General features: G+C 41.8%; 18 protein-coding genes. 7 read left to right on the forward strand and 11 right to left on the reverse strand.

Features of this window, described 5'->3' with window-relative positions:
- The first annotated feature begins 17 nt into the window (after positions 1-17).
- On the forward strand, positions 18-221 hold the full coding sequence (locus ACTG20_RS19465) for a hypothetical protein (protein WP_376787905.1): 204 nt from the start codon (positions 18-20) through the stop codon (positions 219-221).
- A 397-nt stretch (positions 222-618) separates the two neighbouring features.
- On the opposite strand, the gene ACTG20_RS19470 is transcribed toward ACTG20_RS19465, so the two are convergent.
- The 3 genes from ACTG20_RS19470 to ACTG20_RS19480 all read right to left on the reverse strand — a co-directional run bounded on the left by ACTG20_RS19470 (position 619) and on the right by ACTG20_RS19480 (position 3,191).
- Positions 619-1,026, reverse strand: coding sequence for an H-NS family histone-like protein (locus tag ACTG20_RS19470; protein ID WP_042024860.1), 408 nt, complete (start codon positions 1,024-1,026; stop codon positions 619-621).
- Positions 1,027-1,621: 595 nt separating this feature from the next.
- Positions 1,622-1,813 carry a hypothetical protein gene (locus ACTG20_RS19475; protein WP_042083548.1) on the reverse strand — a complete coding sequence of 64 codons (192 nt, stop codon included), beginning with the start codon at positions 1,811-1,813 and terminating at the stop codon, positions 1,622-1,624.
- Between the two features lie 215 nt (positions 1,814-2,028).
- A protein-coding gene (locus tag ACTG20_RS19480) for an IS3 family transposase (RefSeq protein ID WP_194494941.1) occupies positions 2,029-3,191 on the reverse strand; the annotation gives its coding sequence in 2 pieces (ribosomal slippage) (positions 2,029-2,936 and positions 2,936-3,191; 1,164 coding nt in all).
- 80 nt (positions 3,192-3,271) lie between these two features.
- Here ACTG20_RS19480 and ACTG20_RS19485 point away from each other — a divergent pair.
- Complete coding sequence (locus ACTG20_RS19485) at positions 3,272-3,619, forward strand: antitoxin Xre/MbcA/ParS toxin-binding domain-containing protein (RefSeq protein WP_320628407.1); 348 nt, start codon at positions 3,272-3,274, stop codon at positions 3,617-3,619.
- A gap of 372 nt (positions 3,620-3,991) precedes the next feature.
- Here the strand turns inward: ACTG20_RS19485 and ACTG20_RS19490 are convergent, their stop codons facing one another.
- Positions 3,992-5,557, reverse strand: a complete 1,566-nt coding sequence (locus ACTG20_RS19490; protein ID WP_194495198.1) for a sensor domain-containing diguanylate cyclase — start codon at positions 5,555-5,557, stop codon at positions 3,992-3,994.
- 815 nt (positions 5,558-6,372) lie between these two features.
- Between ACTG20_RS19490 and ACTG20_RS19495 the strand changes: the two genes are divergently transcribed.
- The 4 genes from ACTG20_RS19495 (at position 6,373) to ACTG20_RS19510 (ending at position 11,009) form a co-directional block, all read left to right on the forward strand.
- Positions 6,373-7,329, forward strand: a complete 957-nt coding sequence (locus ACTG20_RS19495; protein WP_439987338.1) for a diguanylate cyclase domain-containing protein — start codon at positions 6,373-6,375, stop codon at positions 7,327-7,329.
- A gap of 144 nt (positions 7,330-7,473) precedes the next feature.
- Positions 7,474-8,877: an amidohydrolase gene (locus ACTG20_RS19500; protein ID WP_194495195.1), complete on the forward strand. Its 1,404-nt coding sequence runs from the start codon at positions 7,474-7,476 to the stop codon at positions 8,875-8,877.
- 167 nt (positions 8,878-9,044) lie between these two features.
- Complete coding sequence (locus tag ACTG20_RS19505) at positions 9,045-9,845, forward strand: transporter substrate-binding domain-containing protein (protein ID WP_194495193.1); 801 nt, start codon at positions 9,045-9,047, stop codon at positions 9,843-9,845.
- A 204-nt stretch (positions 9,846-10,049) separates the two neighbouring features.
- A complete protein-coding gene (locus ACTG20_RS19510; protein ID WP_194495191.1) occupies positions 10,050-11,009 on the forward strand; it encodes a sensor domain-containing diguanylate cyclase in 960 nt (319 codons plus the stop codon).
- Positions 11,010-11,104: 95 nt separating this feature from the next.
- On the opposite strand, the gene ACTG20_RS19515 is transcribed toward ACTG20_RS19510, so the two are convergent.
- The 5 genes from ACTG20_RS19515 to ACTG20_RS19535 all read right to left on the reverse strand — a co-directional run bounded on the left by ACTG20_RS19515 (position 11,105) and on the right by ACTG20_RS19535 (position 20,129).
- Complete coding sequence (locus tag ACTG20_RS19515) at positions 11,105-12,622, reverse strand: EAL domain-containing protein (RefSeq protein WP_194495189.1); 1,518 nt, start codon at positions 12,620-12,622, stop codon at positions 11,105-11,107.
- Positions 12,623-13,319: 697 nt separating this feature from the next.
- Entirely contained in the window at positions 13,320-14,645 is a 1,326-nt protein-coding gene (locus ACTG20_RS19520) for a hypothetical protein (protein ID WP_194495187.1), read from the reverse strand.
- A 358-nt stretch (positions 14,646-15,003) separates the two neighbouring features.
- Positions 15,004-15,609 carry a hypothetical protein gene (locus ACTG20_RS19525; RefSeq protein ID WP_194495185.1) on the reverse strand — a complete coding sequence of 202 codons (606 nt, stop codon included), beginning with the start codon at positions 15,607-15,609 and terminating at the stop codon, positions 15,004-15,006.
- A 7-nt stretch (positions 15,610-15,616) separates the two neighbouring features.
- Positions 15,617-18,790 carry a hypothetical protein gene (locus tag ACTG20_RS19530; RefSeq protein ID WP_194495183.1) on the reverse strand — a complete coding sequence of 1,058 codons (3,174 nt, stop codon included), beginning with the start codon at positions 18,788-18,790 and terminating at the stop codon, positions 15,617-15,619.
- A complete protein-coding gene (locus ACTG20_RS19535; RefSeq protein WP_194495181.1) occupies positions 18,783-20,129 on the reverse strand; it encodes a tyrosine-type recombinase/integrase in 1,347 nt (448 codons plus the stop codon). The genes ACTG20_RS19530 and ACTG20_RS19535 overlap by 8 nt, the downstream gene beginning before the upstream one ends.
- A 565-nt stretch (positions 20,130-20,694) precedes the next feature.
- Here ACTG20_RS19535 and ACTG20_RS19540 point away from each other — a divergent pair.
- Complete coding sequence (locus tag ACTG20_RS19540; RefSeq protein WP_194495179.1) at positions 20,695-24,228, forward strand: SIR2 family NAD-dependent protein deacylase; 3,534 nt, start codon at positions 20,695-20,697, stop codon at positions 24,226-24,228.
- Positions 24,229-24,664: 436 nt separating this feature from the next.
- On the opposite strand, the gene ACTG20_RS19545 is transcribed toward ACTG20_RS19540, so the two are convergent.
- The gene (locus ACTG20_RS19545) at positions 24,665-25,222 is read right to left on the reverse strand and encodes a cytochrome b/b6 domain-containing protein (RefSeq protein ID WP_107683754.1); all 558 of its coding nucleotides are present in this window, start codon (positions 25,220-25,222) and stop codon (positions 24,665-24,667) included.
- Positions 25,203-25,577, reverse strand: coding sequence for a cytochrome b562 (locus tag ACTG20_RS19550; protein ID WP_005349056.1), 375 nt, complete (start codon positions 25,575-25,577; stop codon positions 25,203-25,205). Before ACTG20_RS19550 ends, ACTG20_RS19545 begins: the two co-directional genes overlap by 20 nt.
- Positions 25,578-25,716 lie beyond the last annotated feature (139 nt).

Here is a 25,716-nt window from a genome sequence, read left to right on the forward strand (position 1 = left end):
GTCCAGATCAAACCAAAGTGCTGAATCGTTTACTGGATGGCGGCGAACAGGGTTTTGAAAATGGCATCAGTGCCAGTCAATATCAAAAAGTCGCCGGAGTCAGTAAGCCCACGGCCACACGCCATCTGGCTGCATTGGTGAAAAAGGGATGTATTGAGAAATTACCTGGTGGCGGACGCAATACACGCTATCAGATCCGCTTGCACACCGAGGGAGTTTGAAAAAGCATCGCCATGGGGCGTTAATTTCATCTGGTAGATGAAAGCTGCGATTGGTGTACAAATGACGCTATTTAGTTAAATGTTGACGCCATGATGTGTGCCGTCAGGCATATGAACGAATAGACTTAACCGACAGTCATGGCTCTCAACTAATCTTTTGAGTGATAACAAACTATCGAGAATATCGGGATCTATTGCAGGAACATCACCAGGCCCGAGATTTGAAAGCAGTTTGGTCACACTGAGACGTACCAGTTGCTCTTCGGCCAGAGCCTTGGCTCTCTGGACAACCTCGGGTGATTCGGATGAAATCATATCCTCCAATGTCCTCCCCATACGGTGCTCCTACTACAGATAGAATTAAAGGCCCACGCCGAGCTGGCATGGGCTCTCAGCACTAGATCAAAAACTCTTCCAATGCACGACCATTAGCCACTGCTTCTGCGATGGTCTTGGGCATGCGACCTTGGCCAGTCCAGGTTTTCTCCTGACCGTCTTCGGTGTATTTGTATTTTGCAGGACGAGGAGCGCGCTTGCTCTTTACTGTACCCTCTGCTTTTGCAGTGGTTGCAGTACCAACAAGCTCACTCGGATCTATGCCCGCTTGTTTCAGCAGCTCGGTAAACTCAGCCAGTTTTTGCAGGCGTTCAGCGGACTCTTCTCTCAATTTGCTCTCTTGCTGCTCACGCTCAGCAAAAATCTCTTCGAATTTTTCTCTGATTTCGACCAGCTGCTCGAAAGAGAGCTCGCGCAATGCAGCTCGCAGACTACGAATATTCATCAGTATTTTCAAAAAATCGTTCATTTTTATCCTCATGTATCACATTTTTATATCAGGAAAATTATCTCTCAATCCCAGCATCAGCTCCACTGTTTTTGGCACCAAGATGATTCGAAAAAGCATCATTTAAAAATCCTGAGCTAAATTGCGTTTGGATCTACTTATTGGCCTAGCTCCAATCTGCTATGAAAATATGTAGCTAAAAATTAAATCCAAGTGGTAGTGAGCGTTGAGACCACCTCACCAGATGAGCCGATGAAGGATCTTGTTCGGCTCACGAAATGAGCCGATAGGACAATATCATTGGCTCACAGAATGAGTCGATGATAAGAAATTTTAGATTTGCCCCTTGAGGATCCAGACACTTCGCCCCTCTTAACTTAAGAGGAAGTCTTGGATGACTAGGCCACTACACATCCATGTCTCCAGAAAGCAAAAAACCCCGCAACGAGGCAGGGTTTCAGCATTTTTTCAACTTCGCACTCAGGGTAGCGACTCTCCCTTGTTTCAACTTCGCACTTAGGGTAGCGAATCTCCCTGTGCCTTGATTCTATGAAAGGTGAAGCCGCTAGTCAACATTATTACTGGCATAACCAGCATTGAGCACTTATTTGATATGTTATTTTTGGATGCCTTTGCACTCAAATTTTGGAGGTGTTTTCCAACCTGTAACGCGCCCGCTGCGTTTGTTGACCCTTCGGTATTCATTCCCCAACAGGATTTCCCATTCAGAGCCGTTCTCCGATAGAACCTGAAAAGTAGTCCCCAGCTCAATGCCTAAACCTGGTTCAGTACAGACCAACTCGGTCATCAGCCCTCCTCAATGTAGGGGCATTTGGTTGTTAATTTTCCACTCAAAACGACAGTTTGGGGTAGGATAGCTCATGAGAGGTCGTGTTTGTACAATGAGGAGTGCTACATGATGCCCTATGCAACCTATCATCCTAGTAGTGACGCAGTTACTCCGAACCGTCTCCTAGAAGGTCTTGGTATTCCTCGTGACCCACTAGGAGCACATTGTAGTGGTCAACTAAATCCGGACACTTGGTTAGGCCGTTCTTCGGCTTTTGCTGGCGGTATCCCGTCATTGTGTTGATGTGGACGCCGCCAGTTGTAGTAATTCATCAGGTAATAACTGATATCTCGTTTTGCCTCTCGCAAGCTCATATATCCCATAGCCGGGAGCCACTCTGACTTCAGGCTTCTGAACAACCGTTCCATCGGGGCGTTATCCCAGCAGTTGCCACGCCGACTCATACTCTGGGTCATGCGATAGCGCCACAGTCGTTGCCGAAATGCCCGACTGCCATATTGGCTGCCCTGGTCGGAGTGAAATAGCACACCGGATGGGCAACCCCGCTGCTGATAGGCCATCTCCAGTGCTTTGATGGCCAGCTCTGCATCAGGCTTATCAGACATCGCCCAGCCTACGACCCGCCGGGTATGCAGGTCGAGCACTGCGGCTAGGTAATGCCAACGACCACCGGCCCAGACGTAGGTGATATCGCCACACCACACCTGATTGGGCTGCTGGACATCAAATTCGCGGGCCAGCAGATTGGGAATGTCCGGTCGTTCAGACCGAGCGACCTGATAGCGATGAGCGCCCGGTTGCTTGGATACCAGCCCGGCTTCCTTCATCAGGTTACGTACTTTGAATCGACCAATCTGATACCCCAACTCCCGCATCATCGACATCAAGGCGCGGCTGCCCGCTGAGTTCTGGCTTTCTTTGAACAAACGGCGCAACTCACAGCGCTGTTGCATGCGCTCACGGTTAATCGTCCGCCTGCGAGCCAGATAATCGTAAAAACAGGAGGTGGGAACATCGAAGGCGCAGCAGACCAGAGTGATGGGGGCTTGCTCCCTTAATCGGTCTATCAGCGCGTACGTGTGAACTCGTCCGTCATCAAGAGAGCAGTAGCCTTTTTTAGAATGTCCTTTTCACGTTCGAGTCGATTGATACGGGCTTCTAGCTCCTGGATTTTCTGCTGTTCCGGGGTCAGAGCTTTACTAATCGGGGTTGTGCCGCAGCGTTCGGATTGGAGCTGCTGAACCCAGCGGCGCAGTACGGTTTCACCGACATCCAGTGAACGGCTGGCTTCGGGGACTGAATATCCCTGGTCGAGCACCAGGGATGCGGCTTCGAGTTTGAATTCGGCAGTAAATGAGCGACGTAATCTTGTCATTGAACACCTCAGGTCATGGTGGCGACTGTACCACCTAAAATGATGTCCGGGATGATTAGACCACTACACATCTATGGATCGTGGCTGGCGTAGCTCCTGGCAGCATTCATCGACTGGCTGAATTGATGAGTGCAGACATAGGTTTGATATGCCGCTTAGTAAGCATTAGCCGCCACACTGTTGCTCGCAAGCTGAGGATTGGGGCTCCCCTATCAATCTCTCAGGGTGCCAGGGTATACGGCGTTGTACAGGCACTCGATGCGGCACTATCCCTCAACAAGAACGATACTGCCAAGGCGTTGTCATGGCTAAACAGACCAGCCTGGGGCCTTGGTGGCGTGGCTCCAGCCAGATTGCTGAATACACCGATGGGGGTTCAGGCTGTTGTGAATTTGGTGGGACGGATTCAGCATGGGGTGTGCAACTAAATCGAGGTTTCTGATAGGCGAATCCCTACAGAATGCTTCAAAAACAACCAATCTCATCATTTTTTGAAATTTATTTCATTTACCCCACTTGAAAAATTCGGAAAACTGTCCATTTACTAATTATGAGAGTTTCAATGAAATTTAAGCCGCTCACCATTATTCCGCTGCTACGCAGCGAAGATAAACCAGTTTTGTACACCCACGGCTATTATTTCATCAACAAACACTCATAATTGAAGGTCATAACAATCTAACAACGAACTCTATCGAAGGAGATACCCTCACAATAACTGGTTAAATTAGTGCCTAAGGCACTGAATAGTAAAACTTCAATTCATTTCTTGCATATATATCAATCATACGGGATTCACGCTACATGGTGTCATGAACAGTGGTTATTGATATGCACTCGTAAATTCGATTCTTACCATCGCGTTTAGCTTTGTACACCAGAATGTCAGCTGCATTTATAAGATCTTTTGCACTAATATCTTTTTTACTAACAGCAACTCCACCACTGAGTGTTACTCGAAGAGCATCTTCACGCCAGTCCAGATGCTCAACACCATGCCTTAGTGCCTCCAGTAAAGATATCGCTAAGTTCCCAGAGTCCACTTCAAACAATACCGCTAATTCTTCTCCACCATATCGACAGAACCAACCATGCTCATAAAAAATTGAATTTCCAAGTTTCGCTACTCTTTTTAATACAGAGTCACCAGTTTGGTGTCCGAACGTATCGTTCACTTTTTTAAAGTCATCTAAATCTAACAGTGCTAAATAAAATGGCTTTTGCTTTTTTAATAGCTGAGAAAGCTTTATGTCAAAAAATCTACGGTTGTATAAACCTGTCAGTTGGTCAACATTAGCCTGTAAGCGAGCTTCTGATAACTCATGTGTCGATTTTGCCACTTCGTCATACACATGTGATAACTCGACCATTCTATTCTTAGGTGATTTTAATGAGTTATTACGACTTGATCGAATAACATTTGATAGCTCATTGAGCATTTTTTGAAAATATTTAGACCAGGCCAAAGCTAGCAAGAGATAAAAAATGCAGGTCAGTGCAATGATACCTTGAACATTAAGCGACACACTCTCAATGACACCTTGCAATGTAGATTCTGGAACGACACTAACCAAAATCCAGTCTTGGCCATCGACTTTGTTATATGCCACAAACATCCCAGACTCTTTATCATGGAATACGCCTTTGTCTTTTGTGAACTTCGAAAGCCAAGTCATATCTTTCATGGGCGTAAACATTAGCTCTTTATCTGGATGAACTAACATCTTACCAGCCCCATTCACCAACATCTGATACCCAGCATCTTGCTTATAATTAAGCCACTTTGATATAGGTTGAAGTAATGTATCAATTGAAAAGACACCAACTAACTTCCCTGTCGGGTCTTCAATTGTTTTAGCTAATGAGAGTGATAGCGTTCCGTAAATGTAGTCGTAATATGGTTCAGTCCAAACCATCTTACCTTTATTTTTAACGGCAAGTTGATACCATGGCCTTATGCGTGGGTTAAAATTCGAGTCTGGTTGCCATTCAGGATGAACAAGTAATTGTCGATGCTCTGTGCCAACATAGATGTATTGTAGCCCAGCAGTTTCCTGATAACGCCGCCAGTCATGTAAGTATTCAGACTGATGTTTTATCTTGTTATCTATAAAGTCTTTATAATCAACCTTGCGATAGATAAGCTCAAACTGTGTTGTTAGGGTATCAAGATATGGCTTTATCAAAACATTATGAAGTTGATCATTCTTGGATACTAACTGTTGCTGCAAATCACGTTGCAGAGTGACGGTCATATGATAGTAATAAATGGCTCCGAGAATTAATATGGGGACGAAAAGCAGAACCAACCCAAGACGCATGCGGGAAATCAATGACCATGTTTTCCACTGGGTTTTATCACTCATTACACCGACATCCTGTCTGAAAAGGTCTGAGGGGCTAACTATACTAAAAAGATTTGAATGAGCCCATCATTGTGATCGCGCCCTCCAACCTGAACGACCACCTTTAGGGCACACATCCTCGATGACGGCTTACAACTGTGCATACCATCAGAACGTTAAGGTTTGTCTACAATGAAGGTTATCACCTAAGATATGGCAGTCATAAGCATATGAAAATATTATATTTTTAATTTAATTGGTCGCACAACATCAAATCTATAGTCACAATAGCCAAAGCCCCAAACACATCTACAGAAACACCTTCAGGCGCTGCGCTCAGGTCTAATCGCCTAGCATCACCAAACAACCTGTTGGTGTGCGCTTCCAGAGTCTCGTCCAGCTCTAAAGATGAGATGGCTCTTCTCCAGCTAGGGTGAACCTTAAAGTCCTCCATAACACAGTGTTGCAAGCATAAATGCGGGACTTCGACCCAACTGCCGGAGTCAACTGTGGTGTGAATTTTCGCTTGAAAAATGACTCTGACCATCGTGAAACATCCAGATGCCTAAACTGGTTGTCTTGATGATATGAGGTCGCTTCATTAATGACAAACAAGTTAACTGTGGAATGGCTTTTTGCTAGGATGCCCAAACAAACGCAAAGGATCCGTTAGGGGCCTCCTGTGGAGTAAGCAACTAAGACTGCTTCTGTCATCAAAGATGAGTTAGCTCGCAATCATGGGTCTATCTACTGTAATAAACTGTCAGTACATCAGGTCTAAAGACATGCAGTATTATGTTGGCAGCAGGCCATACCCATACAACAAGGAGATGTTGATGCAAAGCCCCGTAGTACCGGATAACGAACAGCTTCGCTTAGACGCATTGCGCCGTTTAGCGATACTTGATAGCCCCGCAGAGGAGCGTTTCGACCGGATTACCAGGATGGCTCGCAACATGTTTGATGTGCCCATCGCATTGGTTTCATTGGTGGATGAAAACAGACAGTGGTTCAAGTCATGTTGTGGATTGCCGGTATTGGAAACACCGAGAGATATCTCCTTCTGTGGTCACGCAATTCTCGGTGAAGAACTGTTTGTCGTTGAAGACGCAGCTCAAGATCCACGTTTTTTTGACAACCCCTTAGTCACAGGGGAGCCACACATACGCTTCTATGCTGGTCATCCACTAGAAGTGGGCACTGGCCTTAAACTCGGCACATTGTGCATCATAGACTCTAAGCCCAGAGTGCTTAGCCCACGAGATCAAGCATTGTTAGCCGACTTGGCATCCATGGTCGAGAGTGAGTTGCAAGCTGTTCAGAGAGCAACCATAGATGAATTGACGGGGATAACTAACCGTAGAGGATTCATGCTGCTTGCCGAAAAAAGTTTGAAATATGCATTTCGAGTAAAACACCCTGCGGCCTTACTGTTTTTAGACCTGAACCACTTCAAGATGATAAACGATAAGTTTGGTCATGATATTGGTGATGATGCATTGCGACAAATGGCAGGATTATTATGCCGCGTATTTCGAGATGCAGATATTTTCGCTCGTCTTGGTGGGGATGAATTCGTTGTCCTTTTACCTGGCACTGGTAGTGAACATTGCCAGAAAATTAAAGACCGCCTGAATCAGGCAATGAGTGACTTCAATAGTCATAGTGGTAAGCCATATCAGCTTTCATGTTCCTTAGGAATTGTTATTTACGATGCTTGCATGCCACCTGATTTAGATAAACTACTCCGGCAAGCAGATGAGGAAATGTATATATGCAAAGTGCAGCGATGATATTCCCCCCCCCAGCAATGATGCAATTAAGAATTATTTATAGGTAGGCATCACCAATGCTTATCCTGCCACCGTCAGTCATGCTTTCCCGATACATGGTTATGCCAGTAGTACAATTCCAACTATCCACTAAAGGGTATGTAGATGAAACAGTCTTCATGTTGTCAAGTAGCTGCAATTGCAGCGATGCTCGCATTATCCTCCACTGCAACGGCCATGAGCCCATCTGATAATCAGCTAGAAAATAATTCGAATACAGCACCATTTTCAAAGGAGTTGATAGCACAGATCAACGAAAGTGTTGCTAGTGATAGTGCGAGACTTATTGAGATTTACAAGGACTTACACAAACATCCCGAGATTGGCTACACAGAGGTACGAACTGCCAGCATCGTTAGCCAACAGTTACGTGAGTTAGGGTTTGTAGTAACCGAGGGGATCGCCAAGACAGGTGTTGTCGGGGTGCTAAAAAACGGTGAAGGGCCAACAGTTTGGTATCGGGCTGACATGGATGCATTACAGGTTCGCGAAGCAACGGGCTTGGAATATGCTGCCAACACCAAGCAAAAACTTGCTGACGGCCGTGAAATCGATGTGATGCATGCTTGTGGTCATGACGCCCATGTAACCTGGTTACTGGGTGTCGCTAAGGTCATGTCATCCATAAAGCCTATGTGGTCTGGGACACTTGTTGTCTATGCACAACCAGCCGAGGAGCCCGGCACTGGGGCGCAGAGTATGGTGGATGATGGGCTTTGGCTGCGTGACTTTCCCAAACCGGATTATGCGTTCGGCGCTCACGTTGTCCCTGGACCGACAGGCGTGGTAGCAAGTGCTCCAGGGGTGAGGATGGCTGGGACTGACCAACTAGACATCACTTTCTATGGTATTGGTGGGCATGGTTCTACCCCTGAACTGGCATTAGACCCAGTGGTGATGGCCGCTCAGGCTGTTCTTGCCTATCAGACAATTATCAGCCGCAACATAGATCCACAAAAACCAGCAGTGTTGACTGTGGGGGCCATAGAGGCAGGCCGTGATAACAATGTGATACCTGAGAGCGCTGTGCTTAGGCTTAATCTGCGTTGGTTCAGTCACGAGGTGCGCGACCTGTTGCTTCGCCGCATTGATGAGGTGAATCGTGGGATCGCGATAGCTTCTGGCGTACCGGAAGACAAACTGCCGACCAGAGTTATGAAGGGCAATGCCGATGCGGTGGTCAATGATGCCAAATTGATGGAAAAGGTCACACCCGCACTACGCCAGCTCCTAGGTGAGGATAAGGTAATTAGCAATTTCCCCTCGGCAATGGGCTCTGAGGATTTTGCTGAAGTATTTAAGGGAATGAATGTTCCTTATGCATATCAGTTTATCGGTATTGCACCACCCGACTTGTTTGCAAAAGCTCGGAAAGAGGGTAAATCGTTTCCCTATGGCCTGCATAATCCAGACTTCATCGTTGACCTGGATGCTATTCCTGTCGGTGTTAAAGTGAATGCTGCAACTATTCTTAGTGTGTTGGCAAAAACTAAGACAGAAACGGAATAACGGCATGAAAAAAGATGCCTCAAGCAGAGGCATCTTTTCATTATATAGGTATTGAGTGTTGAGTCATATATTCAAAGGCGTGAGAACTCTTGGTATTCCAAACGTGTAGCTGCATGCAGCTATATTACAAGTGGTTACAGGGCCTTTCATTTTAAAATGAAAAGGAAATGACTATAGGCTATATTATAAGAAGGGTTTATCAGTGTGAGTTCTATATGTCTTCACAAAGCTTTGTAAAAGTTATGCTTTCAATTTTGCTTATAACATTGTCGTCAGGTGTAAGTGCTATTGAAAACAGCATAGTCTTGGTTAGTTCAGAGGATACTTTCAAATCAAGATATGGATGCTGGCTGTATAGTATTTATAGCGAGGCATTCTCCAGATTAGGATATAAGCTAATTTATCGCGGTGTTCCTGGTGGGCGAGCACCAATTCTGGCTGAGGATGGAAGTGTCGATGGAGAGATACATCGCCCTCTGGAATATCAACAACAAACAAGAACTATGATTAGAGTAAATGAGTCACACTTTGATGTGACTATTGAGGCATATGTATATGATAAAAGGTTAAAATTTAATTCTTGGGATGACTTAAAAAATGGCGATTTAAGGATTGAGTTTAGGAGAGGCTCTAAGCGTGCCGGAGATGCTCTCTCAAAATTAATCAAACCATCTCTACTTACAGATGTGAATACAACAGAGCAAGGATTGAAAAAATTGATTAAAAGGCGTGTAGATATATTTATTGAACAAACTCTAGTTTTTGATAAAAACAAAAAAGAACTACTAGAGGCCTCACCTGAGTACGAAATGATAAATTCCGCAGGAATTGTGGATACTTTAAAAGGTTATGCTTATCTTAATAAAAAACATTCTAAGTTAGCTCAAAGATTAGCACTTACACTAAAAATAATGAAAGCAGAGAATACCATCGAGCTATTAAAAGAGCAGTATTGTTACCATGATTAACTAGAAGTATTCATTACATCTTACTGTAATGTTATCCTTTGCAATCTTTGTCTAAATGCTTCTCTCAACCCAAAGCCTAAGGGCTCAATAGAGCCCACTAGAGGTGAAAAATCAGTCATCTGTAATGCTACACTCTATTCTGTTGTATCCAAAAGAGTGCCATACTAGTTGCGTTTTAAACCAATATGAAAAAAGGCAGCAAGGATGCAACCTCTTCATGAAACCTCAGATCCCGACTTTCTACGTCTAGATGCGTTACGCCGTCTTCAAGCACTTGATTCCCCTACAGAGGAACGTTTCATTCGTATAACAAGAATGGCGCGTAGTATCTTTGACGTACCTATCGCTTTAATCTCCTTTGAGGATAATGAGCATGGATGGGCTAAACCTTGTTATGGCCTAAACATGCATGAGCCGCTTCCAAATATCTCTTTTTGTAGAAATGGGTTTCTCAACCAAAACATGCTTGTAATCGAGGATGCAACTCAAGATTCGCGCTATGCTGATAATCCAATGGTTATCGGGGAGCCATATATTCGATTCTATGCTGGACATTCATTGGTCATAACGAATGGATTACACATTGGTTCTTTGTGCATTATAGATAGGAAACCTCGGGTTTTTAGTGAGAAAGAACGTGTGTTATTTACTGATTTGGCTCGGACTGTTGAGAGCGAGTTACGTGCAGTGCAGATGGCTACTATAGATGAGCTGACAGGAATAACTAATAGGCGAGGGTTTATTCTGCTGGCCGAAAGGTATTTACAGCATGCATTCAGAGCCAAGAGGTGTTTATCGTTATTGTTTATAGACTTAAATCATTTTAAATCTATAAATGATCGCTTTGGTCATGATGTAGGTGATGATGCATTATGCCAAGCAGCCAACTTAATAAACATGATATTTAGAAATGCAGATATCTGTGCTCGATTGGGTGGTGATGAATACGTAGTATTATTGCCAGAAACTAGCAGTGAAAATTTTCAATCCATTAAGGAGCGCGTGTACAAGAGCTTTGAAGAGTTCAATCGATATAGTGGTAAAGAATATAGTCTATCTTGTTCAATTGGAATTGTATGTTATGATTCAAAATCGCCCCCAGATTTGAGTCTATTGCTTCGTTCGGCTGATGAGGCTATGTACCATAGCAAACATGACGCGTAATATAATGTAGTCGTTCATAACTTGGCATCGAGTTGATTAAAAAGCCCCGACTCATCATACGGGGCTTAGAAAGAAAAACCATCAATAAGGTCTATTCATTTTAGTTGTTTTTTAAAAGAGGATTCCCACTCTATTAGTTCATTTATTGGCATGGGTTTAGCATATACATAACCTTGTATTAAGTACACGCCCTGTTCATGCAGATATTCTAATTGCTCATTTGTTTCAACACCCTCGGCGATCATCTCCATGTTCGATTCGCGACCAAATGCAATAATTGCATCGAGTACATTTCGCTTGAGGTCGGTTGTGCCGATTGTATCAATAAACATTTTATCAATTTTGATGCAACGAATACCTAATTGCTGTAAATATGCAAAGCCGCCATAGCCTGTGCCGAAATCATCAAGTTTAAAGTGATACCCTCTCAAACCTAGAGTGGCGATTTCTCGTGTTGCAGCCTTTACATCAGAAATAGGAATACGTTCGGTTAGCTCGAACGTTAGTCTTTTAGGGTCAGGCCATTGTAATTTCTTCAACATATCTTGCAAATATGGCTGTTCTACGTGTGCTGCAACTAAATTGATACTGACCCACTGCATCTCATGAAGCTTATGCAAATCTGCTACAATTTGACTGACTAACTGGGTAGTCATCGGTATTATTAAACCTTGGCGTTCGGCATAATCGATGAACATTCCTGGAGGGATTAATTCGCCACCGCGGCGCCATCTTATTAAAGCCTCATAACCCACAACTTGTTTTGTTCGGCTATCAACTACAGGCTGATAAAATGGAATGAACTCATTATTTTTAAGTGCTATATTTAACATTCCACCTAATGAGTTGTTATGATTACGAAGTAGCAAGTACCCTGTTGCCAACAACATGCCGATGAAAGATGAGATAAATAAACCATAGTATCTTATTAGGTGAGTTGCATAGTTGCGCAACTCTTCTCCAGCCCAGATTTTTTGTTCAACGTTTCGTAAGTTATCAAAATTGGATGTTGATATGGCTTTATTTTGATGTTTTATCTTTGCGTCACCCCTGGGTATATTAACTTCATTAAAATGTGGGTCATTATAAGTGTACTCAAGATAAAAACAGTTTTTACATGGTTTAAGTAGTAAGTCATGTACGAAGCTATTATTGATTACCCAATAAACGAGGTTTCCACCACGCTTTGAATAAACTACAAATTCTTGTTCTGTACCAGTTGCACCTGGTGTTGTCGAAATGATGTAATCAGCAGTAGCTGGCATATCTTTAATTGCATCCGAGATAGGCAAACCTGCACCAAGAGTCGAGCAACTCTTTCCTTCTGCGGTTTGAATCCCTGCGAAACGAATATGACTGTTGTAATATGATGGATTGCGTAACAACGCCATATCTCCCGTGCCACAATCAAATTTAATTCGTGGTAACTGAGATACTATATTATGCTCCAATAGGTTATTTCTTTCTTCTGTGTGTGTAATTACTTCTTGTGCCTTCTGCTGTAGAAGGTAACTTGTGATTGGTGATGTTAGAAATGGAGTGAGCAATAGCATTATTAGTGTTGGAGAAATGAATAAACCTAAACATACCCCAAACGATTTGAATCGAGACATAGCCAACCTTCCTAGTTCGCAAAACCATGGACTCGATGACATTTTAACCACCTTTAATTAAAAAAGTCACTCTAAAAACAGCTACTCAGTTTTGAGATATCCCTATTGTGCTAAGTATCTTAAGTGCTGGACAGCTCAAAAAGAGCCAACATTTATGCAACACCCATGACAATAAATTATCAATCACAGAAACAAAGCCGTTCAACGACTTGCTGTTTTGAATGACCATTTGTATGGAGATGGTATTCACCTGACAGTTGCTCACCAAAGGGAGTGGTCATACGGGTTCAAACCGGATAACAAAACGCCCCCTATAGTATTATCTGGAGTCACCATATGCTCACACAGTAGGCTCCGCCGCCTCGTGTTCATCAAAAAACTTAATAACGTCAACAACACACGACTCGGTGGCAGCCGTCAAATCAGAACTATGGGCCAACGGTTTGCTAAACAGATTGCTTGGTTGTGAAGGGAGTCCTTGATTACTCCCTCACCAGGCCAACGGATGGCGCTTTAGGGGAAGTGTAGGAGCTGGCTGACCATCGAGTCAGGTTGATGGAGGACGCGTCCCTACAGCACGTTGAATGGGCTCTGGAATTGATACCAAAGGAAGGGCGCACGAAAGTAGCGTAAACAAGACACCTGTTTGAGATTTGTGTAAGGTGATAACTAGATCAGTAAAATCCATATGTGAAAATCACGGGATTTTGATAAATGAACTATATTTTCGCCTTAAATCATCAATATCTTTTTTTGCTTTCCTTTCTTTTTCCTCAAGTGCTTTTATCTCATTTGCTTTTTCTTTCAGTAACTGCTCAAACATTACTTTAGCCTGCTCTCTTGATTTAATATCTACGATGTTTGCCAAGTCTTTGGATCTTTCTGTTAGAGCATCTTCTCGTTCTTGTAGTGAGATGAGACTATCATTTAAATTTTTCTGTATTAGATCTAAGGAAGCTGAACGCCTGCGTATTTCGACTTCACTAGCATCAAGCTGAGCCTCTTTGGCTTTAATGGTTCTATTTACATCATCAACCTGTGAATAAAACTCAGCCTTAAGTTCATCCAAATTAAGAAGGTCACGTAGTAAATCTTGCTTTTGATCAACTTCATCTTGTATATGATAGAGACGGTCTTTCAATTCCATTTCAAAGCTTCTGTATTGATCTTCCAATAGGATTATTTTTTCCTGTGCCTCTAAAATGGACGACTCTTTTTCTTTTAATACTCTCTCCCATCTTTTTAAAATGGCGTTAGCCTTGCCTTCTGCATGCCGAGACTGTTGAATGACTCGTTGCATATCACTTAGCTCAGATTGACTTGTATTTTTTATCGCGTTGTATTCTGCATTAAGCCTTTTAACCTCTGCATCATGCTTTGAACGCAAAGATGAATACTGATGCTGTAAAGATAATAATTGTTGTCTATTATGGGAGTAAATCATTTCGGAGAAATTGCCAACAGGAGCCACAGACACCCATTTTTTAGGGCATTTTTTAAGATAATCTCTAATCTCTTCTTTTGAGATTATCTCTCCTTTCACACGAAATCCACTAAGGTCAAGTTCAACGCAGGTTGCATTCACCCTTTTTAATTCTTTAATTTTTCCTCGATCACAAAAGTGCGTAACTGCAACTTCGATGAGAACCTTCTCTCCCTCGATGAACCCAATTACATCTGGGATTACTCTGCCCTCATAAACCTCACATACCATCTCATCAAAAACTATGTTTTTATGGATTGGGTTTATAGTTCCAATCGGCAGTAACAACTGCCTATCCGTTGCTAAAACCTCTTTAGCCAAGATATGTATTTCTGTTTCTGGCTTCCAGCTACAGGCATTCTGTTCGATAGAATTAGGTTCATGAGAAAAATAATGGGCTTTAACTTGCCCCTTCATTGCCCAGACAGCCCCCTGGCAACCGATGCATGTGCAATTGCATCCTTTACCACTAACAACGTCTTTGACATCAACAATATGACCTTTGTCATCAAGGGCACGAGTCATCAGGATTCTTGCCATCTCTATCCTACCCGCAAACGGATCTATGTATAAAAGCACATCAGTTTATTCAGTTAAATTGGATGCTTTAACTACATCAGTAGTTACAACACTTTCATGAAAAATCATACACTTACATTTGATTGTTTTGAACTTCGTCAAGTTCCAATTGGATTTAGATGTATGACCACTCCCCAGGTGAGCTCATTGGGCTTTAGAGGGGGCGTAGGAACGGGCTGGTAATCAGGGAGGGGGGATGGATGCAGTACGGTGGAAGGCTCTGAAATTGATACCAAAGGAAGGGCGCACGAAAGTCGCGTAAACAAGACACCGGTTTGAGGCCGGTGTCAGGTGATAACTAGACCTGATATGCAGTCAGTCATATTTGCTGGTATTTTTCTATCCCAGACATAGCTAGAAGCTTTTTGGATACGACAACATTATCAAAAATATTTGATTTATCAATTATTCCATTATTAGTAATCACATACACTCCATTACTAGCCTCTAAAATCGATAAGATTATTTTATAACACGCATCCAAATTCGTAACGCTAAATCCATTATCATCGAAATTTGAATTTCGCTTTTTCTCTGCGAGCGCACTTTCAAGCTTTCTTATCTCTAGCTCTGCTTTCATTAGCGCATTTTTAATTCTCTCATTTTCTAGCCTGAGCTGTAGAGTTTCCGAGGTTGTTTTATTGTCACCAATTAGCTGAGTATCACCTAGATACAATCGTAACAATATACCCCGATATCTGGGGTTACGTAATATTGTGGTATTGGTAATTTTTTTACCGTGTGAGCATTCTGACTCATTAAATTTTTTTGCTACATAGTGAGACATAGAGGTTAACGATCTAAATAATATTTTAGACCGTTGAATATCTATTACTATAGACAACAGACGATCCTCCCGCTCAGTAGTACATAGCTCAACATGCTGACGGAACCTGTTCTCACCAATTTTGGCTCCTCTAGGCATAGTAAAATCACTCTAGTTGAATATGTACAGGGACTGGTTGCTCAGCCAACAAAATTTCTAGCGCTCGGGTATATCCAATTTTATGGACATCTGAACATGATTTAATTAGCCCTCGTAACTCGTCCAATATGGAGTAATCGCCAGCCCTAGAGAGCGCATTAGAAAATGCCTGGTGGTTCATCTTAATTTTGCTAGCGATTGACATAATCTGAGCTCTAAGATTCGGTGTATGATATTCAGAAAATTCCTTAGCATCATTTAGCATTAAAATGAACAGGCTCAGCTCATTTCTATCTCCCTCATTCTCCATAATTTTCATGGAAACTAGCTCTGGATTGGCCACAAAATATTGATCATGGGCATCCTTATTCTCAAAATTATTTTTTAGTATGCCATACGTGTGTATCCATGCAGCCAGTTCGTTAGCTAATTGCCGATACTCATAATCGAGAGGGGCAATAGCCTCATGGTCTGCTCCATCAGCTATAGCCGCCTCTATTCGGTTACGCAGCACAGATAAATCCAGATTCATTGACCGCATATGTGCCAGAATTCGTGGAATATGCGAAATAGTTTTAATCGATGCGTAACATTGCCCACACTGATACCGACCGGTTGTTTTAACAACATCCTCTGGACAGTCCTTATGATAGGGGCATATATGTGTCGTAAAAAATGATGCATCTGATACTACGTCAATTTTTATCTGTGTATTTTTTCCATTACTATCCGGTTCCTTAGAAAATGAAACTGGCGAATATAGATCGTAGAACGATGACGGATTTTTATTGATGACCTCATGTATCCGTTCATTAATTTTATCCGTTTTGAACGCATCCAGACTTTGAGGTGGAGATAGCTGCACCCCATTTTTATAGATAGATGTAGCGTCCAACATTTTTAGTATTGAGTCATCTAGTACGACATAATGTGATAATGCGTTAATTGTTTCATGACCAGTGACGTACTGTGCAAGTATATCTGGAGGGAGCATTGTTACTCGCTGTGACACAACGGATGCACGGATACCATGAGGTGTATATTTTGCGCTATAACTACGTGAATAATAAAATGTCTCGTTAATTAAATCATTTAACCTTGCCCCCTTTTTAGACAACCTATCATATACATCCTGAATGTTCCCCTCAAATTGATTAAGCTGTGTTATTTCAAACTCATTTTTAATTATGACGTTGTTATCCAACCATGTCTTAACATGTGAGCGCTGCCACAGGTCAAAAAATAACTGGAGAAGCTTAAATTGGTCTCGAATAGAATTATATGTAATTGGTTCGCCTTGTAAGTTTCCCAGTTCTTTCAAATGAAAAAGTGATCTTATTTTCCCGTGAACACTGTTTATAGACTCATTATACCATTTCTCAGGTATATCCCCGTCAAGTGCGGAGGAAAATAATTGCAGCCGTTTCAGCATCCTGATCACACGAGTGCTAACCAATGCCTCCCATGGATCCGTTTTCACCTTATCTGATGACACGACCATTTTCATTGCATCACATGACATCTCAGGTAAAACTGCAAGATCTCGATAATCTAACCAATCATTTTTACAGAATTTATCGAAATGATCATTACTCAACCATCGTATATGAGTTGTTCGAATCCCAGTTTCCATAGCCACAAACAATCCAAACAATGTTTGAAATATTGGATAAGAAAATTTATTTTTATCTATAGTAGCAATAGCCTCTCCAGTGAGCTTACATGGAATGTAGTATATTGGTAGTGCCCGACCCTCAATCCATACTATAGGTGTCATACCCAACGCTTGAGTGTCATAGGTATCCTTTCGTAGCGCTAGCCCTGAACGATATTTTTTATTTGTTACCAACCACCAGTAAAAATCACACAATGTTGATAGAAATGAATACAACCTAATAAATATACGTACAGGGGGTATGATCTTATTAGTCCCCTTGGGGCGTTTAGTAGTAGGATAATCAATTTTGCTGATAGGGTTAGAAAATCCTACAGCATGATCTAATTGTGTTTGAGTTGAGACCCAACTAAAAAAAATATCGATCCGCTTTAAAATCCCATACTTTACGTTATAATTAGATGACTTGACCTCATCTATAAATGCATCACTACTATTATTCCCAACAAAATCTTTTCTTGTAAAGTCTTTTGGGTAAATAATTCTTAAGGGGTCATCCTTGTACAAATATGACATAAATAGATTAAATGCATGCCTATATTGTTTTATAGTTGAACTCGCTCGTCCCTTTTTAGTCAGAGCTATAATGTAGTCGTCTAGTAGAGACTCCCAAATAATCCTAGAGTGGTTTTTGCATAATTCATCTGAATTTTGGATTTTAATTACTCTATATCGTTTGGATTTTGAAAACTCTTGAATATCAATCAAATTATAGCCGCATTTAGATGGATACATCGATAATAACAGCTTTAGCATAGGAATGACTGGTAGATTATTTTTGTAGCTAGAATCTCCAGCCGAAATTGAGCATGATATATCCTGTGCAATTTTAGACGCGTTTTCAATAGTAACATCCTCGACACATTCCCAGGTACTAGCTGTGATAATCTTATATGCATAATCACGCATTTGATATTCTGATACACCGCAGACTGAAAGATGTGGCCTAAAATCAGGCATGTTAATTTCGTGCATGCAATATGGTGCACGAAATACCTTCATCAAATCTGGGTAATAATTAAATAATGGTTCAGTACCATTTTTACCACGAGGATTCCTAGGGAATGAGAGTATAACTGGTAGCAGCAATGCATTATTAAATCGCAGAAAATATAACAGCCATTTCAACGACCTTTTCAACATATTATATGATGTTTTTTTCAAGTCGCCCTTAGATACGTAATCTGGAATCAAATCAATCATGAGAGAACAATCACGTTTATCTTTTTTTCGCAAACATATACTAAGGACTTTTTGAGCCCACTCATGAGTGAAAAATTCCCTATGTTTTTTTGCATCATGAAAATATTTATAAATGTTTAATTCCACGCACGTTTTAGATGTAATCACATCATGGCTTTTGGGGAATATCCCATCATAGTAAAAATCCACATGATATTGTATGCACATACTGATAGAGCGTATGACCGCGTCAAACCATTCCTCACCAGACTGCAAAAAAAGCAGATTATCTGTAGAGTTAAAGACAAAATCATTATTACTCATGACCATCCTCCAGTTTTTCTATTTGTGCTACCAAGCGGAAAATTTCATCCCTTAAATATTTAATTTGCACCTCTGATATGCTCGGAGGATTGTTGCTAAAAACGGTTTGATTACTATGAGCTACTATTGAAGAAATAAAATCCTCATCAGATTTTGCATAGATTTGTGTTGAGCTGATATCCGAATGGCCCATTAAAACTTTCACCCATACCAGGGGTAGGCCATAACTCCCATCTGATAATGGGAGGTAGTTCAGCGTGTATCTACCATATGCATGCCGTAATGAATGTGGAGATAATCCCTCGGTATCATTTATACCTGCTCTAATAAGATTACGCCGAAATGAGGTAATTAATGTTTGCCTGCTCGACGCAAAATATGGTCTTGCATTATTCCTATTTTGGAAAACATATCGATGATTAACGACTCCATTCCGCTCGTATCTGAAATAGCTCTCCAGATGTTTAAAGAACAGGCTTTTATATGGTTCAATTAAAAATGTTTTTGGAGTTGCTCGGCCCTTCCATGCGAGCTGACTGATCTCATTTGTTGTTAGCCCAACTAAGCGGGTCATATTATCCCTGTAGTCTGTCAGTTCTATACTAAAATCGGTTATGTTGATATCATCTAGGGTTAGCTGTAGAGCCTCATGTACCCTGCAACCAGAGGCTGCAAGTAGCGCATATAGAGCCCTATCTCGATAGCAGCTAGCTCCATTAATAAAATCCGTTATCCGCTCATATGGAAAATGCCGTTTTTGAAAAAATACAGATTTTTTTCTATGATATTCAAATATATTCGAGGTTGTCGTTTCCTTAGATTGATTTCTTGCTGATATCAATCCGCCAAAAAAGCTTCGTTTTTTTCTCTCGGTAGACTCAAACCTAGTAAGGTTTTTATATTCTCTAGGAAACATAGGGTGAATATATGAATCAGTCTCATTGAATTGCTCTAGTTCACCTAACTCTATATATTTGACAATCGCAGTCTCAATAACACCCATGGAGCGAATACCAGTTTTACGCCACCGCTGATTTTTCTGGGCAATCTGCCTAGCGATAAAATCATTGGCCTCGACACCATATAATAGATAGTCCCCATAAGATCCTATAATGTCTCGCCATCCATTGATGTTGAGCTCACCACTATATACGTCTACTGCCTGATTAACGTAGTTCAGGAATCGAGCAACATGTTGTCCGTAGGCGTTTATTGTATTTACTGCATATCCCTGGCGCCTCAGACAACCGATATATACTGAGAATGGTCTAAAAGCCACGCCATGCTCATCAACTAGAGTCCCATCCATAGGCATTCCTACAATTCTATATGTGCTCATAGGTCATCCCTCGCATTAATATGCGTTACGATACGAGGCTACATTTACATCTGCAAGAATCAAACGCCTTTATAAAAAATGAGGTAAGACATAAATATCTTCAATTACTGAATAGCATCCGCCTTATATTAATTTACATATAAATATTATATATCTCACTTGGTATTATTTAAGGCATAAATAAACATCCGATCTTTATGTTTGATACAACTAGTAATTTTTATAGTTAAAGACGAAAATTTACCTGAAATAGTAAAAAGTGATTATTTAATAACCTGAAAATAAATTGTGCATTTATTGAGCGCTTGGTTTTTTAGAACTCGCATTTATGCAATTTTCTATTCAAGTTTAACAATGACATGAGATGTTGTTTTTGTGAGCAACATCACGATTGTTATGTCACTCAACATAGAGGATGTGCGGAGAAACAGCATTAACCTGACAGTGCATTCACACACTCAACACGTGTAGCCCGTTTTGAATCTCAATGAATTTTATGACAGACTAATCAGTACTTTACTTTCTCTGCTGCTCCCGCATCACGACTGCATAAGGCCACCGTTAAATGACAGATATTTTTTCGCTACCCGATTACGTTACGCTGACTAAGCTAGCGGCAGCGCTTTGGCAACAAGATGGCTCTTATCATGGTGCCGCTGTAATGGTCGGGGCCGGTTTCAGCAGGTGCGCTGCCTCGACAGGTAATTCTCAAGAAAAAATGCCACTATGGAATGATTTTTCAAAGGAATTAGCCAGGGAATTAGATTCTAGAAGTTCTGATCCGCTACGCCTGGCAGAAGAGTACTCTGCATTTTTTGGTAAACAGGCATTGCATGACCTGATCAAGAAAGTGATCAACGATCCCGCATGGAAACCTGGTAACCTACATAAGGACTTGCTAGAGTTGCCATGGTCGGAAGTGTTAACAACAAACTGGGATACTCTGTTAGAGCGAGCATCCGCAAATGTATACCAACCCGCCTACAGTTTAGTCTCTAAACAAGAAGACCTATCTAGTGCTAGGTCTCCTCGAATTGTAAAATTACACGGGACAATAGACGTCACAAAAGACCTCATATTCACTCAAGAAGACTATAGAAAATACCCTCAGAACCACGCAGCATTCGTGAACTTTTCACGCCAAGTATTTATTGAAAATGAGCTATGCTTACTTGGGTTCTCTGGCGATGACCCTAATTTTTTACAATGGGCAGGTTGGGTTAGAGATCATTTATCTAGCCATACCAGAAGAATATATCTAGTTGGAGCACTGGGATTAAATTCAGCGAAAAGAAAATACTTAGAGTCAATTAATGTTGCCCCCATAGATTTAAGTGCACTTGTAGCTGAGCTTGATGAGCAGGATTCCAAGCATCTTGAAGCAATGAAGATTTTCATTAAGGCATTACAAGATCTTAGGCCGAAACAGAGTTGGGAGTGGACTCCGACAAGCCTACGCCAGAACATGACTACGATTGAAGAAGATACCAAGCTTCGTAAAGAGCCAGAATATGCAGCTAAAATACTTGAAGGCCATCTTCCATTACTAGAAAAAGATCGTGAGTCTTATCCTGATTGGATAGTATGCCCACCGAATATTGTATCAAGATTACAAAATCACATAGATACTCCATGGCCTACACCGAAAAATATCTATCTCATGCCTCCTGCAAAACGCGAGAAGCTTTTGTATGAAATATGCTGGCATTATAAAGTAACATTTTCAGTATTCCCAAATTGGTTAGTTCAAGAGCTACTAAAAATTTGCAACCCAGATAATCAATGCTCACTCACCAAAAGACAGCAATTAGAGATTGCCGTGCTCATTCATAAAAATACACGATGGATGAGCTCTTCTGAGGCAGAACAAATTATTGAGATAACCAAGCATATACTTAACAATGGTGACAAATACCATCCAGAGTGCAGTAATGAACTTTCATATCATAATGCTTTATTGGCTAGAGATTCGTTTGATTATAAAGAATTGGAATTACAAGTGAATAAAATCTCTACTAACTCTCCAATTTGGATGCTTAAAAAAGGGGGGTTACTGAGTGAACTAGGGCAATTTGATCATGCTACAAAATTAATTTCAGAAGCACACAAAGAACTTTTGCTGCAACATCGCAACAACAAAGCTTCAATTCACGCATTATCACGCCTCGCATGCGCACACTGGCTCATGAGGGGTATTAATATGCTATCAGATAGGAAAAGCTTTGAAAAATTCCCTACTATCTATGATGAATATCATTGTTCACCAAGCGAATATATGGATTACATCAATGGAAGAATTGATAATGCACTACAAGAACAGAGAAAAAACCAAGAAATTGAGCCATCGTTTTCCCCAGGGTATTATAAAGACAATTCTCAAACAGTAACTATTAGTAACGAGATACATCCTTTTATTTTCTTTGAGGGAGTACTTAATTCTATCGGCATGCCATTGAGATGGGAAAGTGTTAATTTCTGCGTAGATAAAGCCACAAGGTTAGCTGAACTAGAAGATCTCGACAATTTATATCGTTTTTCATTAGCCATTAGAGCTGCCAATAGTGGCGATTCACCAGTTCTGAAAAAACTATTTTCTAGGATTAATATCGCCTGTTTATCTGACAGAGAAATTTCATTTTTAGTCACTCAATGTAAGTTAGCTATTGACTATTGGTCTAAAAAAATTGATAGTCATGCAGTTAACCGCCTTGGTGTTTTTATTGAGGTTTTAGCGCGAGTATCTGTAAGAGTTTCGATAGAGCAAGCAAAAGAGCTCTTCAAATTTTCTGTTTCTCTAAGTAAAAATACAAACCTACGTTGCTTTTGGCTTTTTGACGCAATAGGTGACCTTGTAAATTTCACTTTAGACAGTATTCCTAAATCACAACATAAAGATGTTTTATTGGATGCCTTATCTTTTCCATTGCAAGTAGAACTTGGCATAGAAGACCATGGTAAATGGGTAAATCCAGTTATCTGGGAACCAGGAGATAGAATATCCAGTAGCACACTTGACCGGCGTATAGATGAAATTATTGATTCGGTAGTACCATCATCTAGCAAAGCTGCGCCTGCTTTAATTAGACTTTTATCACTCTCTACGTGTGGTTTTTTACTACCCGATGAAAAGCAAAGACTATCACAAAAAATATGGGGAGAGCATCCAGATTACTCGAACCTTCCAGAGACTGGTTTGCTTAAACATACATTCTTAACTCTGCCATCTGGAGATCCCTCCTTAGTTAAAAGTGCAGTCAGAAAATACCTTTTTGATGTTGACAATAATCATCTTTTGAATAGACATCATTTGAACGATATATGTCAAGCGACAAAAGTAATGCACGATGGTATTTATCCATCAGAAGAACAAGCCATCAAGCTATTTAATTTAATGGTTGATTGGAGGCCAAGGAATGATGAAGGTGATATTCTTGGTTGGTCGCAACAAGAAGATGAAATAATTGTTTCATTAATTGGAGATGCTTTGTCTCTCTCAATAGCGCCTTCGTTATCTAAAGAAGATCTAACAGAGGATAATTATAACAAACTGTTTGCTTTTTATAATGATACTGAAAGCCCAAATGCAATGATTGCATTTACTTATTTTGCTACGGCTAACCATACACTGATAGAGCGTGTTGAAAAAACAATTCGGCAAGGCTTTCATTCAAAGGGCAATTTTTTAGCTTTTTCCTCCCGAGCACTACTTAAGTGGAGGGGCATGATGGAGTTACCAGTAATTGAAAGACTAATTTTGCGGTTGGTATATCTTACTGAATCAGGTTTTAAATCTGGATTAAGTGTTCAACTTTCAGTAATAAAAGAAATGTTGAGTAATGGTTTTTTGAATAGTGAACATATTGATTCATTAGTCGAAATAATCCCTGTCATATTTGACAACAGCAATTATGTGAACATATCTCCATCAAGTAGAGAGTCTGTCAGTATCTCATTTGTTCGAGCTTCTTGCGTTGAGCTAGCTAAAGAATTGTTAAACAAGACAAGTCATAATAGCGAACTGATTCGTATATTGGATGAGGCACAACGAGACTCGCTTCCAGAGGTTAGGTTTGCAGTACTAGATGAATCTGTGGAGTAAGTCATAATGGGACGACTAGCTAAAAGTTAAAAGTGATGTCGTCCCACACACAATCTGTACACCAACAGAATGCCTCATATGAGACACTCATCATGCACTTTAGTAACTTTTAAGTGCGCATTGGTAGTGCATGCTATGAGTTAGTAGACCATCCAGAATGCAAAGCTAAAATTTAAATAAAATCAGCGCCTTAGATCATTTCCTTAGCTGGTGTTGTTTATTGTAGGTTTAATAAGTGCTACATAACGGTTCAAGTCCCCCAGGGGCCACCAAATTTAAAAAGGCCGCTCATGATGAGCGGCCTTTTTGCATCTGCTGATCGGGCAATGTCCAGTGGTGAGCTCGATGAGGTCATAGAAAAGACCCGCCATGGGCGGGTCTGGGCAGGGTCCGGATCAGGCGCCTCACTCAGAGACAAGGCGCCTAATGCTGAGCCTCAGGTTTGCTCGTTGCTGCCGCTCTGGATGGATGAGCGACGCCCGATGGCTGGCAGCATCCGGGTAACCAGATTGCTGCGCTGACGCCAGGAGGTGAAGACGATGGCCAGCAGATGCAGACCAATCAACCCCTGCAGCGCCACCACGCACCACTCATGCCACTCGTCAGCCCCCAGTTCAAATCCCGTCTCGGTATTTTGAAACCAGCCGCTGCCAGCAGTGGCCAGCACAACCAGCCAGAGCGCCCACACGGCCAGCTTGCCGCTACCGTGATGACCCGGTGCAGGAGGCTGCCGCTCACGCATCTCGCGCGCTTGCTGGCGAAAATCCTCACCACTGGGGATGAGGGCACCAAGGCGAGCGTAGCCACGGGCAAAAGTAAGCCCCCAGAGCAGACGCAAGGAGACCAGCCCAATGGCGCCGTAACCCAGCCACTCGTGCCACTCCTCGCCCGCTTCGTTAACCCAGAGATTGCTGATGCAGACCGCCACCAAGCCCCAGTGGGTCAGGCGAACCAGCGGATCCCAGCGAAAGGGCTCACCCTTTTTGCTTGGCATATTTGTGGTACTCCTTCTTCAGGTCGTTGACCTTGGCCAGATGTTCGCGCGCCTTGGCCTCATCACCCGCCTTGAGTGCGGCCAGGCTGGCGTCCAGCTCGGTCTGTACCTCGTTCATCCCTTCAAGGAATTTCTCTTTCTTGGCGGCCGGCATGTTCTTCTGCTTGGCCACATCCAGCTGGGCCTTCATCTCGTTGATGTGCTTCTCCATGGTGGCCGCATCATCAGCCTTGACGGCCTGCTTGTAGTTGAAGCCAATCTTCTTCATCGGCTGTTCCAGATCACCCGCCACGGCAGGCAGGGTCATCAGGCCAAACATCAGGGGCAGCAGCAGGGGGCGGACGGTTTTCAACATGGGATTTCCTTATATAACGACATGCTCGAATTGTTAGGGGTACTTATGAATCCAAACAAGAATTCATCACCAGCATGATGCCATGACTCATGGTGAAACGTTTGTGAAAAATGCTGTTTTTTGTGGCAAATAGTGACAG

It is taken from the genome of Aeromonas sp. 84A, assembly GCF_051919345.1.
GTDB classification, from domain to species: domain Bacteria; phylum Pseudomonadota; class Gammaproteobacteria; order Enterobacterales; family Aeromonadaceae; genus Aeromonas; species Aeromonas veronii.

What these genes read in the sequence shown, in the direction of transcription:
- ACTG20_RS19470 (WP_042024860.1), bottom strand. Translation starts at nt 1,026, where the DNA reads ATGAACGATTTTTTGAAAATACTGATGAATATTCGTAGTCTGCGAGCT.
- ACTG20_RS19475 (WP_042083548.1), bottom strand. Translation starts at nt 1,813, where the DNA reads ATGACCGAGTTGGTCTGTACTGAACCAGGTTTAGGCATTGAGCTGGGG.
- ACTG20_RS19490 (WP_194495198.1), bottom strand. Translation starts at nt 5,557, where the DNA reads ATGAGTGATAAAACCCAGTGGAAAACATGGTCATTGATTTCCCGCATG.
- ACTG20_RS19495 (WP_439987338.1), top strand. Translation starts at nt 6,373, where the DNA reads ATGCAAAGCCCCGTAGTACCGGATAACGAACAGCTTCGCTTAGACGCA.
- ACTG20_RS19500 (WP_194495195.1), top strand. Translation starts at nt 7,474, where the DNA reads ATGAAACAGTCTTCATGTTGTCAAGTAGCTGCAATTGCAGCGATGCTC.
- ACTG20_RS19505 (WP_194495193.1), top strand. Translation starts at nt 9,045, where the DNA reads ATGACTATAGGCTATATTATAAGAAGGGTTTATCAGTGTGAGTTCTAT.
- ACTG20_RS19510 (WP_194495191.1), top strand. Translation starts at nt 10,050, where the DNA reads ATGCAACCTCTTCATGAAACCTCAGATCCCGACTTTCTACGTCTAGAT.
- ACTG20_RS19515 (WP_194495189.1), bottom strand. Translation starts at nt 12,622, where the DNA reads ATGTCTCGATTCAAATCGTTTGGGGTATGTTTAGGTTTATTCATTTCT.
- ACTG20_RS19520 (WP_194495187.1), bottom strand. Translation starts at nt 14,645, where the DNA reads ATGGCAAGAATCCTGATGACTCGTGCCCTTGATGACAAAGGTCATATT.
- ACTG20_RS19525 (WP_194495185.1), bottom strand. Translation starts at nt 15,609, where the DNA reads ATGCCTAGAGGAGCCAAAATTGGTGAGAACAGGTTCCGTCAGCATGTT.
- ACTG20_RS19530 (WP_194495183.1), bottom strand. Translation starts at nt 18,790, where the DNA reads ATGAGTAATAATGATTTTGTCTTTAACTCTACAGATAATCTGCTTTTT.
- ACTG20_RS19535 (WP_194495181.1), bottom strand. Translation starts at nt 20,129, where the DNA reads ATGAGCACATATAGAATTGTAGGAATGCCTATGGATGGGACTCTAGTT.
- ACTG20_RS19540 (WP_194495179.1), top strand. Translation starts at nt 20,695, where the DNA reads ATGACAGATATTTTTTCGCTACCCGATTACGTTACGCTGACTAAGCTA.
- ACTG20_RS19545 (WP_107683754.1), bottom strand. Translation starts at nt 25,222, where the DNA reads ATGCCAAGCAAAAAGGGTGAGCCCTTTCGCTGGGATCCGCTGGTTCGC.
- ACTG20_RS19550 (WP_005349056.1), bottom strand. Translation starts at nt 25,577, where the DNA reads ATGTTGAAAACCGTCCGCCCCCTGCTGCTGCCCCTGATGTTTGGCCTG.